The 14,686-nt window shown below is 65.8% G+C and carries 13 protein-coding genes; 10 read left to right on the top strand and 3 right to left on the bottom strand.

Going from position 1 to position 14,686, the window contains the following annotated elements; all coding sequences use genetic code 11:
- Positions 1 to 85 precede the first annotated feature (85 nt).
- The 4 genes from D6B98_RS11240 to D6B98_RS11225 all read left to right on the top strand — a co-directional run bounded on the left by D6B98_RS11240 (position 86) and on the right by D6B98_RS11225 (position 2,790).
- Complete coding sequence (locus tag D6B98_RS11240) at positions 86 to 859, top strand: alpha/beta fold hydrolase (RefSeq protein WP_126257052.1); 774 nt, start codon at positions 86 to 88, stop codon at positions 857 to 859.
- 42 nt (positions 860 to 901) lie between these two features.
- Positions 902 to 1,243 carry a hypothetical protein gene (locus D6B98_RS11235; protein ID WP_126257051.1) on the top strand — a complete coding sequence of 114 codons (342 nt, stop codon included), beginning with the start codon at positions 902 to 904 and terminating at the stop codon, positions 1,241 to 1,243.
- Positions 1,244 to 1,412: 169 nt separating this feature from the next.
- Positions 1,413 to 2,084, top strand: coding sequence for a dienelactone hydrolase family protein (locus D6B98_RS11230; protein WP_126257050.1), 672 nt, complete (start codon positions 1,413 to 1,415; stop codon positions 2,082 to 2,084).
- Positions 2,085 to 2,307: 223 nt separating this feature from the next.
- Entirely contained in the window at positions 2,308 to 2,790 is a 483-nt protein-coding gene (locus tag D6B98_RS11225) for a hypothetical protein (RefSeq protein WP_126257049.1), read from the top strand.
- A gap of 150 nt (positions 2,791 to 2,940) precedes the next feature.
- On the opposite strand, the gene D6B98_RS11220 is transcribed toward D6B98_RS11225, so the two are convergent.
- The 3 genes from D6B98_RS11220 to D6B98_RS11210 form a co-directional block, all read right to left on the bottom strand.
- On the bottom strand, positions 2,941 to 3,687 hold the full coding sequence (locus tag D6B98_RS11220) for a polysaccharide biosynthesis/export family protein (RefSeq protein ID WP_126257048.1): 747 nt from the start codon (positions 3,685 to 3,687) through the stop codon (positions 2,941 to 2,943).
- A 273-nt stretch (positions 3,688 to 3,960) separates the two neighbouring features.
- Positions 3,961 to 4,617, bottom strand: coding sequence for a peptide-methionine (S)-S-oxide reductase MsrA (gene msrA, locus D6B98_RS11215; RefSeq protein WP_126257047.1), 657 nt, complete (start codon positions 4,615 to 4,617; stop codon positions 3,961 to 3,963).
- A gap of 174 nt (positions 4,618 to 4,791) precedes the next feature.
- Positions 4,792 to 5,109, bottom strand: a complete 318-nt coding sequence (locus tag D6B98_RS11210; protein ID WP_126257046.1) for a hypothetical protein — start codon at positions 5,107 to 5,109, stop codon at positions 4,792 to 4,794.
- Positions 5,110 to 5,487: 378 nt separating this feature from the next.
- Here D6B98_RS11210 and rpsT point away from each other — a divergent pair, with 378 nt between their 5' ends.
- From rpsT to D6B98_RS11175, 6 genes are all read left to right on the top strand, one after another.
- Complete coding sequence (gene rpsT, locus D6B98_RS11205) at positions 5,488 to 5,754, top strand: 30S ribosomal protein S20 (RefSeq protein ID WP_027563963.1); 267 nt, start codon at positions 5,488 to 5,490, stop codon at positions 5,752 to 5,754.
- 1,298 nt (positions 5,755 to 7,052) lie between these two features.
- Entirely contained in the window at positions 7,053 to 8,462 is a 1,410-nt protein-coding gene (gene dnaA / locus D6B98_RS11195) for a chromosomal replication initiator protein DnaA (RefSeq protein ID WP_126257045.1), read from the top strand.
- Positions 8,463 to 8,729: 267 nt separating this feature from the next.
- Positions 8,730 to 9,848: a DNA polymerase III subunit beta gene (gene dnaN / locus D6B98_RS11190; protein ID WP_126257044.1), complete on the top strand. Its 1,119-nt coding sequence runs from the start codon at positions 8,730 to 8,732 to the stop codon at positions 9,846 to 9,848.
- A gap of 201 nt (positions 9,849 to 10,049) precedes the next feature.
- The gene (recF, locus tag D6B98_RS11185) at positions 10,050 to 11,186 is read left to right on the top strand and encodes a DNA replication/repair protein RecF (RefSeq protein WP_126257043.1); all 1,137 of its coding nucleotides are present in this window, start codon (positions 10,050 to 10,052) and stop codon (positions 11,184 to 11,186) included.
- Positions 11,187 to 11,295: 109 nt separating this feature from the next.
- Positions 11,296 to 12,039 carry a hypothetical protein gene (locus tag D6B98_RS11180; RefSeq protein ID WP_126257042.1) on the top strand — a complete coding sequence of 248 codons (744 nt, stop codon included), beginning with the start codon at positions 11,296 to 11,298 and terminating at the stop codon, positions 12,037 to 12,039.
- A gap of 150 nt (positions 12,040 to 12,189) precedes the next feature.
- Positions 12,190 to 14,346, top strand: a complete 2,157-nt coding sequence (locus D6B98_RS11175) for a hypothetical protein (protein ID WP_126257041.1) — start codon at positions 12,190 to 12,192, stop codon at positions 14,344 to 14,346.
- Positions 14,347 to 14,686 lie beyond the last annotated feature (340 nt).

Below are 14,686 nucleotides of genomic sequence, written 5' to 3'. Positions count from 1 at the left end.
CCAGGTAACTTGGCGCGCTAGAGTGCAAGCGCCACCCCGTCGCTGCGGCTCGCGAGAACAAGGAAACGGGAAAGGATCGGCAGCAATGCCTGGGATCAATCGGGACGGCGTCAATATCCATTACGAGGTTCACGGCGAGGGAGCGCCGCTGCTGCTCACTCATGGCTATTCCTCGACGTCGGCGATGTGGCATGGCCAGGTCGATGCGCTCGCCAGGGAGCACAAGCTGATCCTGTGGGACATGCGCGGCCACGGCCAGTCCGACTATCCCGATGATCCCAGGGCGTACAGCGAAGCGCTCACTGTCGGCGACATGGCGGCGATTCTCGATGCGGCCGGTGCCAAGCGCGCGATCATCGGCGGGCTCTCGCTCGGCGGCTACATGTCGCTCGCGTTCTATCGCGCCCATCCGGAGCGGACGCGCGCGCTGCTGATCATCGACACCGGGCCGGGCTTCAAGAAGGACGACGCGCGCGAGGCCTGGAACGCGCGGGCGCTCGCCACCGCCGACAGGCTCGACCGCGAAGGCCTCGACGTCCTGAAGTCGGCAACGCGCGAGCGCGCCGCCGCCAGTCATCGCAACGCCAAGGGACTGGCGCTCGCCGCACGCGGCATGCTGACCCAGCGCGATGCCCGCGTGATCGAGCTGCTGCCCGACATCAAGGTGCCCTCGCTGATCGTGGTCGGCGCCGACGACACGCCGTTCCTGGCCGCATCCGACTACATGGCCGCAAAAATCCCGGGGGCACAAAAGGTCGTGATCCCCGCTGCCGGACATGCCGTCAACATCGATCAGCCCAAGGCTTTTGTTGACGCCGTCGCGCCTTTCCTGAAGAACTTACCTGAAGAACTTGCCTGACGAACTTGCCGGCATAGGCCAGGCGATCCGGGACGCAAGACCATGATGCGAGCGATCTTCGCGGCGGGCGCAATGGCGACGCTGCTGTCGTCGGCGGCGCCGGCCGAGCCATTCGGCGCGGTGCCGCCGCGCCGGCCCTTCGTCGCGACCTTGTCCAACAACATTCCGCTCGCCTTCGGCATGGACGCCGAGCAGACCGCACGCGCCCTCGGGCAGCCGCTGCAATATGTGCGCGGACGTCCCGGCAACGAGATCTATCTCACGCTGCGCAACATCGGCGGCAGCGGACTGGTCCCCTACCGTCACCGCCTGTTCCTGCAATTCCGCCACGGACGGCTGGCGGGATGGAAGGAGGATTACGGCGAGAACTGGATGTGGGAGTGAGAGCGTCGTGCGCCGACACGTCCGGATCGTCGTGGCCGGGCTTGTCCCGGCCATCCACGTTCTTCTCGCTCGGAAACGAAGACGTGGATGCCCGGGACAAGCCCGGGCATGACGAGTTTGTGGAACGAGCGAATTCTCGATCAACGACCAACCATCAAGGACAACCCGCGTGGGACAGGACATCAAGCTGACGGCCTCCGACAATTTCCAGCTCGGCGCCTATCGCGCTGATCCCTCGGCTGCGCCGAAGGGCGCGGTGGTGGTGATCCAGGAGATCTTTGGCGTCAATCACCACATCCGCGCGGTCTGCGACCGCCTCGCCGGGGAAGGCTATGTTGCGGTCGCGCCGTCGATCTTCGACCGGACCGCACCGAACTTCCAGTCTGGCTATTCGCCCAACGAGATCGCGGAGGCGCGCAAGTTCGTCGCCAATCCGGATTGGGCCGCGATGCTGCGCGACACGCAGGCGGCGATCGACGCGGTGAAGAGCGTCGGCCCCGTTGGCATCATCGGCTTTTGCCTGGGCGGCAGCGTCGCCTTCGTCGCGGCGACGCGATTGACCGGCCTGAAGGCCGCGATCGGCTATTACGGCGGCGCCGTCGTTCGCTTTGCCGACGAGACGCCGAAGGTGCCGACGCAATTGCATTTCGGCGAGAAGGATGCGGGCATCCCCTTGACCGACGTCGAGACCATCAAGTCGAAACGGCCGGAGGTGGAGGTCTTCATCTATCCGGGCGCGCAGCACGGTTTCCATTGCGACGAGCGCGCCAGCTACGACAAGGCCAGCGCCGACATCGCCTGGCCGCGCAGCATGGAATTTTTTGCGAAGCATTTGACGTAAGGCGCGCGTCTCTTTCCTCTTGTCATTCCGGGATGCGCCGATAGGCGCAGGCCCGGAATCCATCGAGCGTCAGCGATAGCGGCGCGATGGATTCCGGGTTCGCGCTAACGCGCGCCCCGGAATGACTGGGGAGAGGGTTGCGCCTTGCCTCCAAAGCCGGAATCGGGTGGCTGCATAATGAAGAATGCCGCTAGATCAAGCCACGTCTCGCCGGGAACTCGCCATGCAGCAATCCATCACGCATCTCGTCATCCGCAATCCGTTCGGAACCATGGATGTGCCCTCACCCGAAGATTCCGAGGTGATGGATTATGCCGCGACGGCCTCGCTGCCCGGCGATGCGGCGGACGGCAATGCGACGGCGTGGGCAGCGATCGCAGCGCCGTCCGATCCGCTCGAAGGCATATGGGCGAGCCGCTGGAACGGCGGTGCCGATCCGACCATTGCCGGCGATACGCCTGACAGGTGGAAACAGGGGCGCGCGGACATCCGCATCGCGGCCGGCCGGGTCTATCTGCGCTTCGACTGGGACAATGGCCGCCGGCACGGGCTGATCGAGGCCGCGCGGGACGGCGCAGGTCGTCTGGTCGGGAAATACATCAACCTGACCACGCCGGCGATCACGCGGCCATGGGTTGGCCTCGTGATCAACGCCAACAGGATCGACGGATGTTTTCCGAACGGGCGGCTGGATTTTCGGAGGTAGGAGTTGCGCGACATCCCCCGCCGTCATTCCGGGATGCGCCGATAGGCGCAGGCCCGGAATCCATCGAGCGTCAGGATAGCGGCGCGATGGATTCCGGGTTCGCGCTTAGGCGCGCTCCGGAATGACGAGAAGAGCGAGTTGGGCTGAAACCTAAAACCAGCGCTCGCCGACGAACACGGTGTCGCCGGGATTCAAGGGCGTGCCGAGCGGCACCACCGCGCGCATGGATCCGCCCCGCTCGGTGTGGGTCACCGTGACCACGTCGCGCTTGGCGCGGGGCGAGAAGCCGCCGGCGATCGCGACCGCGCTCTCGACCGTCATGTTCGGCACGTAAGGGTATTGGCCGGGCGCGGTGACTTCGCCGAGAATGAAGAACGGACGATAGGCCTCGATCTCCACCGCGACCGAAGGCTCGCGGATGTAGCCGTTGCGCAGGCGCGCGGCGATCTCGCCGGCAAGTCCGGCGGTGGTGCGACCGCGGGCCGGCACCGCGCCGATCAGCGGCATGGTGATGGAGCCGCCGGCATCGATGGCGTAGCTGTTGGTGAGACCTTCCTGGCCGTAGACCACGACGCGGAGCTTGTCGCCGGCGTCGAGATGGTAGGAGGCGTCATAGCGCACCGGCGCCGCCATCGGCACGGCGTAGCCGACCGGCATGGGGGCGGGCGACGAGGCAAAGGAGCTGCGCAGCGCGCCGATGGCGCCGCCGCCGTCGGCGACGACAACCGGCTGCGGCGCATTGTAAGGCTGGCCATAGGCCATGGAATCGAGGTCGGCGCGCGGTGGCATGACCGCAACGGGGCCGGCGGTCTGCATGCAGCCGCCAAGGGTCAGCGCGGCGGACGCTGCCAGGGCCACTGCCGTGATCGACGATCGAAACGCGCGTGCAACTGGCACCGGACTATCCCTCGAAACGAGACAGCTCCAGTGATGCACCGGTTATGGTTAATAAAGCGTTTGCGGGGGGCGACGGTGCCCGCCAGGAACACGGTACGCTCCCTCTCCCGCTTGCGGGCCGCGACGAGCTTCGCTCGCGCTGAGAGGGTTGGGGCGAGGGTTTCTCCGCGACGGGACACTCCCCCGGAGGAAAGAACCCTCACCCGCATTGCATCTGCGATGCAATGCCACCTCTCCCGCAAGCGGGAGAGGTGCACCGAGCCCGGAGCAGGCTTACGCGCTCACACCGACGCCGATCGGGCAGGACACGCCGGTGCCGCCAAGGCCGCAATAGCCGGCGGGGTTCTTCGCCAGATATTGCTGATGATAGTCCTCGGCAAAATAGAATTCGCCTGATGGCGCGATCTCGGTGGTAATGGCCCCGAGGCCTTTTGCGGCGAGCGCCTTCTGATAGAGCGCCTTCGACTCGTCAGCCGCTTTCCGCTGCGCATCGGAACAGGTGTAGATCGCGCTTCGGTATTGCGTGCCGACGTCGTTGCCCTGGCGCATGCCCTGCGTCGGGTCGTGGCTCTCCCAGAACGTCTTCAAGAGCGTCTGGTAGGAGATCTTGCTCGGATCGAACACGACCAGCACCACTTCGGTGTGGCCGGTGCGGCCCGAACAGGTCTCTTCATAGGTCGGGTTCGGCGTGTGGCCGCCGGCATAGCCGACCGCGGTGGTGTAGATGCCGTCGCCGAGCTGCCAGAATTCGCGCTCGGCGCCCCAGAAGCACCCGAGCCCGAACACCGCCCTTTCGAGGCCGGCGGGATAAGGCGGCTTGAGCCTGCTGCCGTTGACGAAATGGGTGGCGGCGGTCGGAATGGCCTGCGCGCGGCCGGGCAGCGCCTCAGCCGCGCTCGGCAATGCGGTGGTCTTGCGCATGAACAGCATGGTTGGGTCTCCGCGAAACGAGCCGTCCGTCGCCTCAGCCAGATGCTGGAGGCGGCGTGCTCGCGATCAGGTGGGAATATAGGGATCTACGCGAGCGTGGGCAGCGTCGTTACGGCCGCGCACAGTGTTCAATCGCGGCGGGAATTGAAAGATCAATCCCGCGGGAATTGCAGGTCAATCCCGGGAATAGCCGATCAGCGGTTTCCGCGGCCGGAACAGGATCATCAGCAGGATGCCGAGAACGCCGAGGACGGCAAAGACCGGCTGATCCAGCAGCAGGCGGATCACCGAGGTCCAGAGCCAGGGCGCCTTGGCCTCGACCCAGGTGCGGAAGGCCGACTGGCTGGCCTGATTGATGTCGTTCCAGAACTGGCCGAACCGGGTGAACTTGAGGGTCTGGTCGGCCACCCAGCGGGCGCCGTCATAGACCATGAAGATGAACCCGCCGGCGAGCAGCAGCAGCCCAATCAGTCGGAAAAAGCCGCGGATCATGCCTCACCTTATATGGTCGTCCGATCGGAGGACCTCAACAAACGCCGCCAGCCAATAGCCGGGCGACGGGAGAAATTCAACCTCTTCAGGGCGTTACAGTGCCTCCTGGAGCGCCTTGGGGCCGCTTTTCCAGCTCCGAAAGCGTTGACGGTGCCGAAGAGCCTCTCTATAAGGGCGCCAACTGGCGGCGGGCGCAATCCTGCCGCCGCTGTTCTTTGAGCAATTGCAGGCCACTTGAGCTTAGGGCTCTTTGAGGCCTCATGCTCCCGGGACGGCCCAGCAACCGAACACCCTAAATCCGAGCGTCGATTACGCGGTCAAGCAAGCCGGCGCTACCCGACCAAGACGCGACCGGTACCCGCAAAGGATATTGAGACCATGGCCAATACCACTTCCGCCAAGAAAGCGACGCGCAAGATCGCCCGCCGCACCGCCGTCAACAAGTCGCGCCGCACCCAGATGCGCGGTGCCGTGCGGACCGTCGAGGAAGCCATCGCGACCGGCGACCGCGCCGCGGCCGTGAAGGCGCTGGCGAATGCCGAGCCGGCCTTGATGCGTGCCGCGCAGCGCAACATCATTCACAAGAACAACGCCAGCCGCAAAGTCTCGCGCCTCACCGCGCAGATCGCCAAGCTCGCCAAGTAGACTCGTCAAGTAGACTAGCCAAGTCAGCTTACAAGTCACGGCGGGCCGACCGGTCGACTGAACGATCGCATCGCACGCGTCAAACAGCCCGGCATCGCGCCGGGCTTTTTTGTTGCCTTTCACTATGCACGGAAGCGGGCACGCGCGATCGATCCCTCGATTGGAAGTTGCGCTCGGCCTGCACCATTCTTCGTTCCGTAGTTCTACCTGCCGACGCCTTGCAACAGCGCAACCTTCACCGCGTTGCGGAAACCCCTGTGCCGCGGGGCTGAAAAACCCCTGTGCCGCGGGGCTAAGTTGAATCGGCGCGCGCAGAGTTCTGCACACCGTAGATTCACCGGGATGCATCCTGCGGTGGAGTTACCCTGCGAAACGAGACTCAAAAAACGATGTCTCGCTAATCACTTATCGACATAGCGACCGCAAGCATTTGGAAAATTCGTCCGCGCGTCGGGCGCATGAAGATTTTGTTAAAAAATTTTGGCGGTGGCGGAGATTTGTCACATGAGGTGCGGCGTTCTCGATTCTGTGCACGAATCCAAAAACTTGCTCCGAAGCCTGTGCACAAGTCGCGTGCGACGTTAACCGACGTCAAGTTTTTTTGGCGGCTCAAGTGTGAATCAATTCGTTGCGAGTCTTTCCGCTTAGTGTATTCCTTAGGTCGTCAGCGGCGCCCACGATCTTCAGACCAGCGCGGTTTAGGAAACGGGGCGAGCGTGCAAATCGGCGGCGGTGTGCACGTAGGCGACGCTTCAAAAAGCGATATCGGTTCACAACCCATAGCAATGTGGGAATGGTAGCTGTTTGTCTGAATGTCTCCAAGCGGGATCTTCCCGCCTCGTGCCAAGCGCATATGAGGGACATCGCAACGTTACCCCGATACGCAAGGTGGCGAAGTCGAGCGGACGATTAGTACACGGGCAGGCATCCGCGACATCGTACGCCGCGGCTGTCTTTTGGACACGCAGGACCTTGCCGTGAGCAATCACGGCAGGACGGGGAGGTATCATGTCTTACGGACTCAACGCGGTATTGAAACAGGTCTCCTATTCGAACGATGCCGGTTTAGATCAGTCCGACCTCCAGCCTCCCGCGTGTGACGGAGCGCCGAGTACGCGCTGACCTCGCGAACCCTCCATCTCTGACATCGCTGACCGGACGCGGCGTTCTCGCCGAACGGCGGAGCCATGCCTGACGATGGACTCGCTTGAGGTCGCACCATGACAGACCCCCTGGCGGCAGGAATTCTGCATGGCGCTCACCACGCAACTAAATCTCTCAAGAGAAGTTTTCTGACGATGACAATGGAACAGGATCGCTGGTCACGCGTGAAGGGCCGGCTGCGCTCGAGCGTTGGCGAGGACGTTTACACGAGCTGGTTTGCACGCATGGATCTGGAAGGCGTGCAGGACGAGAGCGTGCGGCTCTCGGTGCCGACGCGCTTCCTGAAGAGCTGGATCCAGGCCCATTATGCCGAGCGCGTGCTGTCGTGCTGGCAGGCCGAGATGCCGGAAGTGCATCGCATCGACCTCACGGTGCGTTCGGCCGTTCGCCCGGTGACGCACCCGAAGGAGGCCCCGGCGCCGGTCGAGACGCGCCGCGCGCCCGCGCCGGAGTTGCGCTCGACCGCAACCGCGCCGGTCTCGGCCAACCACGACGCGCTCGGCGGCTCGCCGCTCGATCCGCGCCTGACCTTCGCGAGCTTCGTCGTCGGCCGCTCCAACACGCTGGCGCATGCGGCTGCGCGTCAGGTCGCGGAAGGCCGCCGCGGCGACCCCGTGATGTTCAACCCGCTCTACATCCATGCCGGCGTCGGCCTCGGCAAGACGCATCTGCTGCAGGCGGTGACCTGGGCCGGCAATTCCGGCAACGAGCGCAAGGTGCTGTACCTGACCGCGGAAAAATTCATGTACGGCTTCGTCGCCGCGCTGAAGACGCAGACGGCGCTGGCCTTCAAGGAGGCGCTGCGCGGCATCGACGTGCTCGTGATCGACGACCTCCAGTTCCTGCAGGGCAAGTCGACCCAGGCCGAATTCTGCCACACGCTGAACGCGCTGATCGACGCCGGCCGCCAGGTCGTGATCGCTGCCGACCGTCCGCCATCCGATCTCGAAAGCCTCGACGATCGCGTGCGCTCGCGGCTCGCCGGCGGCCTCGTGGTCGAGATGGGCTCGCTCGGCGAGGAGCTGCGCCACGGCATCCTCAAGTCGCGCGTCGCAGCCGCCCGCACCCATCATGCGACGTTCGAGGTGCCTGAGGAGGTGCTGCATTATCTGGCGCGCACCATCACCCATAACGGCCGCGACCTCGAAGGCGCGATCAACCGTCTGCTCGCGCACTCGAAACTCAACAACCGGCCGGTGACGCTGGAGATGGCGGAGCACGAGGTGCGTGACCTGGTGCGGCCGCAGGAGCCGAAGCGGATCAAGATCGAGGACATCCAGCGCGTGGTGGCGCGGCAATATAATGTCAGCCGCTCGGACCTGCTCTCCTCGCGCCGCACCGCCAACGTGGTGCGCCCGCGCCAGGTCGCGATGTATCTCGCCAAGACGCTGACCCTGCGCTCGCTCCCCGAGATCGGCCGCCGCTTCGGCGGACGCGACCACACCACGGTGCTGCACGCGGTGCGCAAGATCGAGGCCCTGGTCTCCAAGGACACCGCGCTGTCGGAGGAAGTGGAGTCGCTGAAGCGCCAGCTCCAGGAATAAACGCCTAAGGCGCTCCTGCCATTCTGCCGCCGCCCTGGCCTCGCCCGGGCGGCGGTTTTCGTTTGGGCGGTAAATCGTGGGAATCGTACGGAACTGCCCCCCAATCCCTTGAATCGGATGGGTTTCCGCGCCACCTTGCGCGACCCTGACGGCTTTGGTCATATCGGCTGGATGATCCGGCTTTTCGGGGTCTTCGGTGCCGTGGCGCGCGTCCCGCCGCCCGGCGTTCTCTAACGTTGTTTCCTTGGGGATCGGGCGAGTAGTGCAATGAAGGTTACGGTCGAACGCGCGCAACTCCTGAAGTCGCTGGGCCATGTCCACCGCGTCGTCGAGCGCCGCAACACGATTCCGATCCTCGGCAACGTGCTGGTCCGGGCCGAGAACGCCAGACTGTCGCTGAAGGCGACCGACCTCGACCTCGAGGTGACGGAGACGCTGCCTGCGGAAACCGCCACCGCGGGCTCCACCACCGTGCCGGCGCACATGTTCTACGACATCGTGCGCAAGCTGCCGGATGGTTCGCAGATCGTGCTGGAGGCCGATGGCGACCGCGCCGTGCTGGCGATCCGCGCCGGCCGCTCGCGCTTCACCCTGCAGACGCTGCCGGAGAACGACTTCCCGGATCTGGCCGCCGGCGACATGTCGCATTCCTTCTCGCTTGCAGCCAAGGACATCAAGCGGCTGATCGACCGCACCCAGTTCGCGATCTCCACCGAAGAGACGCGCTATTACCTCAACGGCATCTACCTGCACGCCGCCGGCACCGCCAAAGCCGCGACCCTGCGCGGCGTCGCCACCGACGGCCACCGCCTCGCCCAGCTCGACCTGGTGCAGCCCAAGGGCGCCGAGGGCATGCCCGGCGTGATCGTGCCGCGCAAGACCGTCGGCGAGGTGCAGCGCCTGATCGAGGATAGCGATGCCGAGATGACAGTCGAGCTATCGCAGGCAAAGATCCGCTTTACGATCGGCAACGTCGTGCTGACCTCGAAACTGATCGACGGCACCTTCCCCGATTACGGCCGCGTCATCCCGCAAGGCAACGACAAGGAGCTCATCGTCGACAAGAAGGATTTCGAGAACGCGGTCGACCGCGTCTCCACCATCTCCAGCGAACGCGGGCGCGCCGTGAAGCTGTCGCTGTCGCCGGGCAAGCTGGTGCTGTCGGTGACCAATCCGGATTCCGGCAGCGCGACCGAAGAACTCGAGGTCGAATACGCCTCCGACGCCCTCGATATCGGCTTCAACTCCCGCTACCTGCTCGACATCGCCGCCCAGATCGAAGGCGACGTCGCAACGCTCCGTCTCGCCGACCCCGGCTCGCCGACCCTGGTGCAGGACCGCGACGACAAGAGCGCGCTGTACGTGCTGATGCCGATGCGGGTGTGAGGGCGTGCTCCCTCGCCCATCCATCGGAGCCGTAGGGTGGGCAAAGCTTGCGCCGTAGCTCGAAGAGCGGAGGCGAAAGCGTGCCCACCATGCAGCGTCCCGGATCGCGGCAAGACGTGGGCACGGCGCGCGCAGCGCGCGCCTTTGCCCACCCTACGGCATCCTCCCGCAGAGGGAGCGCACGGCCATGACGAATAGAACATGACCCCCTCCCGCATTCATCGCCTGACGCTGACGCATTTTCGCAATTATCGGGCGGCGGGGCTCGAGACGGCGGCTGACCTGGTGGCGCTGGTCGGGCCGAACGGGGCGGGCAAGACCAATTGCATCGAGGCGATCTCGTTCCTGTCGCCGGGGCGGGGCCTGCGGCGCGCCACGCTGGAAGACATCGCCGACAACCAGGGCGACGGCTCCTGGGCGGTATCGGCGCAGGTCGAGGGCGCGCTGGGGCTGGCGACGCTCGGCACCGGCATTGATGCACGGCGGCCCGACAGCGCGGTAAGCCGGCGCTGCCGCATCGACCGCGAGCCGGTGGGTTCGGCGACCGCCTTCGGCGACCACATCCGCATGGTGTGGCTGACGCCGGCGATGGACGGGCTGTTCATGGGAGCGGCGTCCGAGCGGCGGCGCTTCTTCGACCGTCTGGTGCTCGCCATCGACAGCGAGCATTCCAGCCGCATCAACGCGCTGGAGCGCTCCTTGCGCTCGCGCAACCGCCTGCTCGAAACCCGCAATTACGACGACCATTGGTGTGACGCGATCGAACGCGAGACCGCCGAGCTTGCGGTCGCGGTCGCGGCCACGCGCGGCCAGACCGCAGCAAGACTGACCGGCATGCTCAACGCGCGCGCGCAGGCCTCCGCCTTCCCCTCGGCGCAGATCGCGCTCGACGGCTGGATGGAGAATGCGCTGCTGAGCGAGACCGCGACGTCGGTCGAGGACCGCTACCGCCAGATCCTGCGCGACAACCGCCCGCGCGATGCCATCGCCGGCCGCACCACCGACGGCCCGCATCTCACCGACCTGCAGGTGATCTATGCGCCGAAGAGCATGCCGGCGCGCGACGCCTCGACCGGCGAGCAGAAGGCGCTGCTGATCGGCCTCGTGCTGGCGCATGCGAGCCTAGTCGCCGAGATGACCGGCATCGTGCCGCTGCTCCTGCTCGACGAGGTCGTGGCGCATCTCGACCCTAGCAGGCGCGCCGCGCTGTTCGACGAGCTGAAGAAGCTCGGCGCGCAGGTGTGGCTGACCGGCGCGGACCCCGCGGCCTTCGCCGAGATCGGCGCCGGAGGCGAAGTGTTTGACGTCGAGAGCGGACGAGTCTCGGCCAGAGGCTAGGCCGCCGCGTTGAACCCGCTCGTTTCGGTCAGCGACTAGCTGCTTGAGGCTGCAAGACGCGGCCATCGCGCGAATATCTCGGACACGCGCGATATCCTTGGAGCATGGCATGACGACGATCAGGCATGGGGCGCAAGCTCCGGCACGATGGCAGCTGTTTGCGTGCGGCCTTGCGCTGTTCGCAAGCTGCCTGCTCGCGGCAAGTGCCGGCGCCTTTGTGTCGAATCTGCCGCCGCTGTTCTCGGCCGCGCTCACGCCGGATCCCGCTGCCAAGCTGCCCGCGCCGACCCGCTATCTCTATCGCGGCACCCACACCACCGTGATGCCCGGCATCGAAAGCCCGCTCCGCACCAGGCTCGAAACCACAGTCCCTGCGGAGCTCGGCGACGTCCTCGCTTTCTATCGCACCGAGCTCGGAAAGCTCGGCTGGCAGGAAAAGCCCGATGGCGCAGTGATCGCAGCCGGCCACGTCCGCCTCGCCTTCGCCTCCCCGCTCGGGCCCGCCGCACTCGAGCTCGCCCGCAAGGACAGCAGCACTTCGATCCACCTCGTGCAGAAGAACGCCGAGGCGGCGAGCCGGGCGAACATCATGCCCGAGCCCGGCCAGGCGAAACTGGTGTTCAGCAATATTAGCGGGAAGGACGCCGTGCTCACGATCGACGCGAAGACCGTCAAGCGCGCCGCCGGCACCCACGCGGTCTCGCTCGATCTGGCGCCCGGCAGATATTCCTACGAACTGAGCGTGCCGGACCGTTCAGCCACCACGAAGACCCTCGAGATCGTGGCCGGCGATGCCTGGGAGCTCACGGTCGGGCCCGACGGAGACGCCTGGCCACCGCTCCAGCTGTATTGAGCCCTGCCTGCCCGATGACGCCGCTTCGCAGGCCGTCCGTTGAACCTCTCCGGTTCCCATCGCGACTTCTGGTCTGAGGCCGCGCGCCGGCGGCGCCGCAGCCTGCCCATGCGCAGGGCGACGACCCGCGCAACATCCAGGAGTTTGACGATGCCGATGATCCCGCTTGGGGCGCAAGTCCCGGCAAGATGGCTGCTGCTCGCCTGCGGCATTCTCGCGATGGCGAGCACCTCGCGTCCGGCAGGCGCCGCGGACGAAGGCTTCGTCGACGTCCATACGCTGCCGCGGCTGGACGGCGCAGTGGAGGACACGTCGCGCCCCGACACCTATCGTGTCATCTACACCGTGCCGACCCCGCTTGCCGCCACGTCGGACGCCACCAAAAAGCTGCTCAGCGCCGACGGCTGGGTGCCCTATGTGTATCCGCTGGACGAGAAGAGCGCCGCGTTGACCTTCAAGAAGGGGCGGCAGGGGCTGCGCGTCTCCTTCACACAGGCGCGCGGGCGCCCTGATCAGTCCGCGGTGTTCTACACGCCGAACCGGATCTATGCGAACGTACCCTTTCCGGACGGCGCGACGGACCTCGTGTTCGACGAGACCCGGCCCTATCTCGGCTGCATCGCGCCCGGCGCGCTCGATGCGACGTCGGAGTTCTTCACCAGGGAAATGGCGGCGATCGGCTGGCGCAAGCTCACGCCCGAGGCGGCGGCGCGCTGGCCGAACGCCGATCTCGGCGAAGTCATCCCGAACGGCGTGCGCGCGTTCTACGACCACCCCGATCGCGTCGCGACGCACCTCTACCAGAAGCCGGTGATGCTGACCCTGACGCGCCGCAACGACGGCCGCACCCATGTCGAGATCAGGGTGGCGCCGTTCGCGCTGCCCCAAGAGCTCGAGGCCGACGATGACATGGCCGGGCTACCGCGGCCCAAGCCGACCAAATCGGCAAGGAGCCTCGGCAGCGAAAGCTCCAACAAGCGCGAGATGTCGGCCGCCGCGATGGCCGAGCTGCCCGCCGTGCTCGCCTTCTATCATCGCGAGCTCGCCGCGCGCGGCTGGCAGGAAAATGGCAGCGCGCCGCTCGCCGCCGGCGACGACGTCGCGATCAGGATCTCCAACGCCGAGGAAACCGGCGTGCTGCGGCTTGGCCGCAAATATGATTTCACCATGGTCAGCCTGACCGCGCAGGTAAAGGACTCCGCGCTTGCCGCCCGCGCCAAGGCCAAGAAGGAGGCGGACGCGAGGTTCCTCGGCGATGCCTTGGGGGCGGCTCAGCAGCTCATCGCCGCCGATGAAGCCCGGCGCAAGGCACAGGCCGCCTCCCTCTCGGACGCACCGCCCACTGCGCGTGCCGACAGCACGACGCCGGTGCCACTGCCCGAGAACGCCGAGGGCGTGAAATTCGAAGGCGGCGACGGCCGGCTGGAATTTTCCTCGGCGTCGAGCGTGAAGGCGCTCACCGCGTTCTATCGCGCATCGCTCAAGCCCGCCGGCTGGAAGGAGCAGCCCTCCGTGATCAACCAGCCCAACATGGCGGTGATGGAATTCGCCAGGGGCGGCAAGTCGATCTCGATGACCGTGATGCAGATGGGCCCGAAGGTGAATGTGAGCGCCAGCGGATCGGGCCTGGTGATGGCCACGGCGAAGCCGGCGGCCATCCCGGAGGTGCAGGAGAAATCCTCCGAGCCGCTTCAGCTCGACACCGAATCCCAGCTCCCCGTGCCGACGCAGCGCTCGTCGAAATCGCTTGCCACCACCAAGATACCCGGCGGCGAGGCGCCGCTCCGCCGCGAGCTGACAGCCAGCATTCCCGCGCCGCTCCAGGACGTCCTCGCCTTCTACCGTGCGGAGCTGTCCAAGCTCGGCTGGCAGGAAAAGACCGACGGCGCGATCGTGTCCGCGGACCACGCGCAGATCGATTTCACCTCGCCGCAAGGCCCGGCCGTGCTCAAGCTTGGCCGCACCAAGGGCGAGACCACGGTCAATCTGGCGCAGAAGAACGCAGGTGTCGCTGTTAAGGCCGACATCATGCCGAAGGCGGGACAGGCCCGGGTGATGCTCGGTAACATGGGCCCGAACGAGGCCTCGCTGACGATCAACAAGCAGACCGTGAAGATCGCGGCCGGTGCCGGCGGCCCGCAAGCGCCGAAAGGCCCGATGCTCGATCTGCCACCGGGCAAGTACCAATACGGGGTGCGAACGCAGGGACAGCCCACCCGCACTGACACGCTCACCGTGGCCGCCGGCGACATCTGGGGCCTCATGGTGGGCCCAGGCGGCGACGTGCTGCCGCTGCAGATGTATTGAACGACTACAAAGGCGGCTCGCACCCTCTCCCTTTTGCAAGCGGGAGAGGGTGCACCGCGCAGGTCGCTCCACCAACTTGGCCAGAATCCGATGCCCTGACCGGCGCCTGAGAATACCTCACGCCCCGCAAAATCCACGCCTTTCAGGGTCCCAAAACGCCCCCTCGAATCGCTTTTTTGCCGCGCCCTAAATCGGCCTTCAGAAGCCTTGAAAATCAGCCAAAAAACCCTATCTGCTCAAAGGGTTGCGGCAGCATACTTTGCGCTAGGCGCAATCCCGCTTTCATGGCACAAATAGCCTGCAAATCAGCGCCTTCTGCGCCGCTGATTCGGGCGACATT

This window comes from Bradyrhizobium sp. LVM 105 (genome assembly GCF_003957705.1).
Taxonomy (GTDB): domain Bacteria; phylum Pseudomonadota; class Alphaproteobacteria; order Rhizobiales; family Xanthobacteraceae; genus Bradyrhizobium; species Bradyrhizobium frederickii.
Note: the sequence above shows the minus strand (reverse complement) of the source record. Positions and strands in the feature narration are given on the sequence as shown.

Excerpts from the sequence above, each read along its gene's own strand:
- D6B98_RS11240 (WP_126257052.1), top strand. The coding sequence starts at position 86 with ATGCCTGGGATCAATCGGGACGGCGTCAATATCCATTACGAGGTTCAC.
- D6B98_RS11235 (WP_126257051.1), top strand. The coding sequence starts at position 902 with ATGATGCGAGCGATCTTCGCGGCGGGCGCAATGGCGACGCTGCTGTCG.
- D6B98_RS11225 (WP_126257049.1), top strand. The coding sequence starts at position 2,308 with ATGCAGCAATCCATCACGCATCTCGTCATCCGCAATCCGTTCGGAACC.
- msrA (WP_126257047.1), bottom strand. The coding sequence starts at position 4,617 with ATGCTGTTCATGCGCAAGACCACCGCATTGCCGAGCGCGGCTGAGGCG.
- D6B98_RS11210 (WP_126257046.1), bottom strand. The coding sequence starts at position 5,109 with ATGATCCGCGGCTTTTTCCGACTGATTGGGCTGCTGCTGCTCGCCGGC.
- rpsT (WP_027563963.1), top strand. The coding sequence starts at position 5,488 with ATGGCCAATACCACTTCCGCCAAGAAAGCGACGCGCAAGATCGCCCGC.
- dnaA (WP_126257045.1), top strand. The coding sequence starts at position 7,053 with ATGACAATGGAACAGGATCGCTGGTCACGCGTGAAGGGCCGGCTGCGC.
- dnaN (WP_126257044.1), top strand. The coding sequence starts at position 8,730 with ATGAAGGTTACGGTCGAACGCGCGCAACTCCTGAAGTCGCTGGGCCAT.
- recF (WP_126257043.1), top strand. The coding sequence starts at position 10,050 with ATGACCCCCTCCCGCATTCATCGCCTGACGCTGACGCATTTTCGCAAT.
- D6B98_RS11180 (WP_126257042.1), top strand. The coding sequence starts at position 11,296 with ATGACGACGATCAGGCATGGGGCGCAAGCTCCGGCACGATGGCAGCTG.
- D6B98_RS11175 (WP_126257041.1), top strand. The coding sequence starts at position 12,190 with ATGCCGATGATCCCGCTTGGGGCGCAAGTCCCGGCAAGATGGCTGCTG.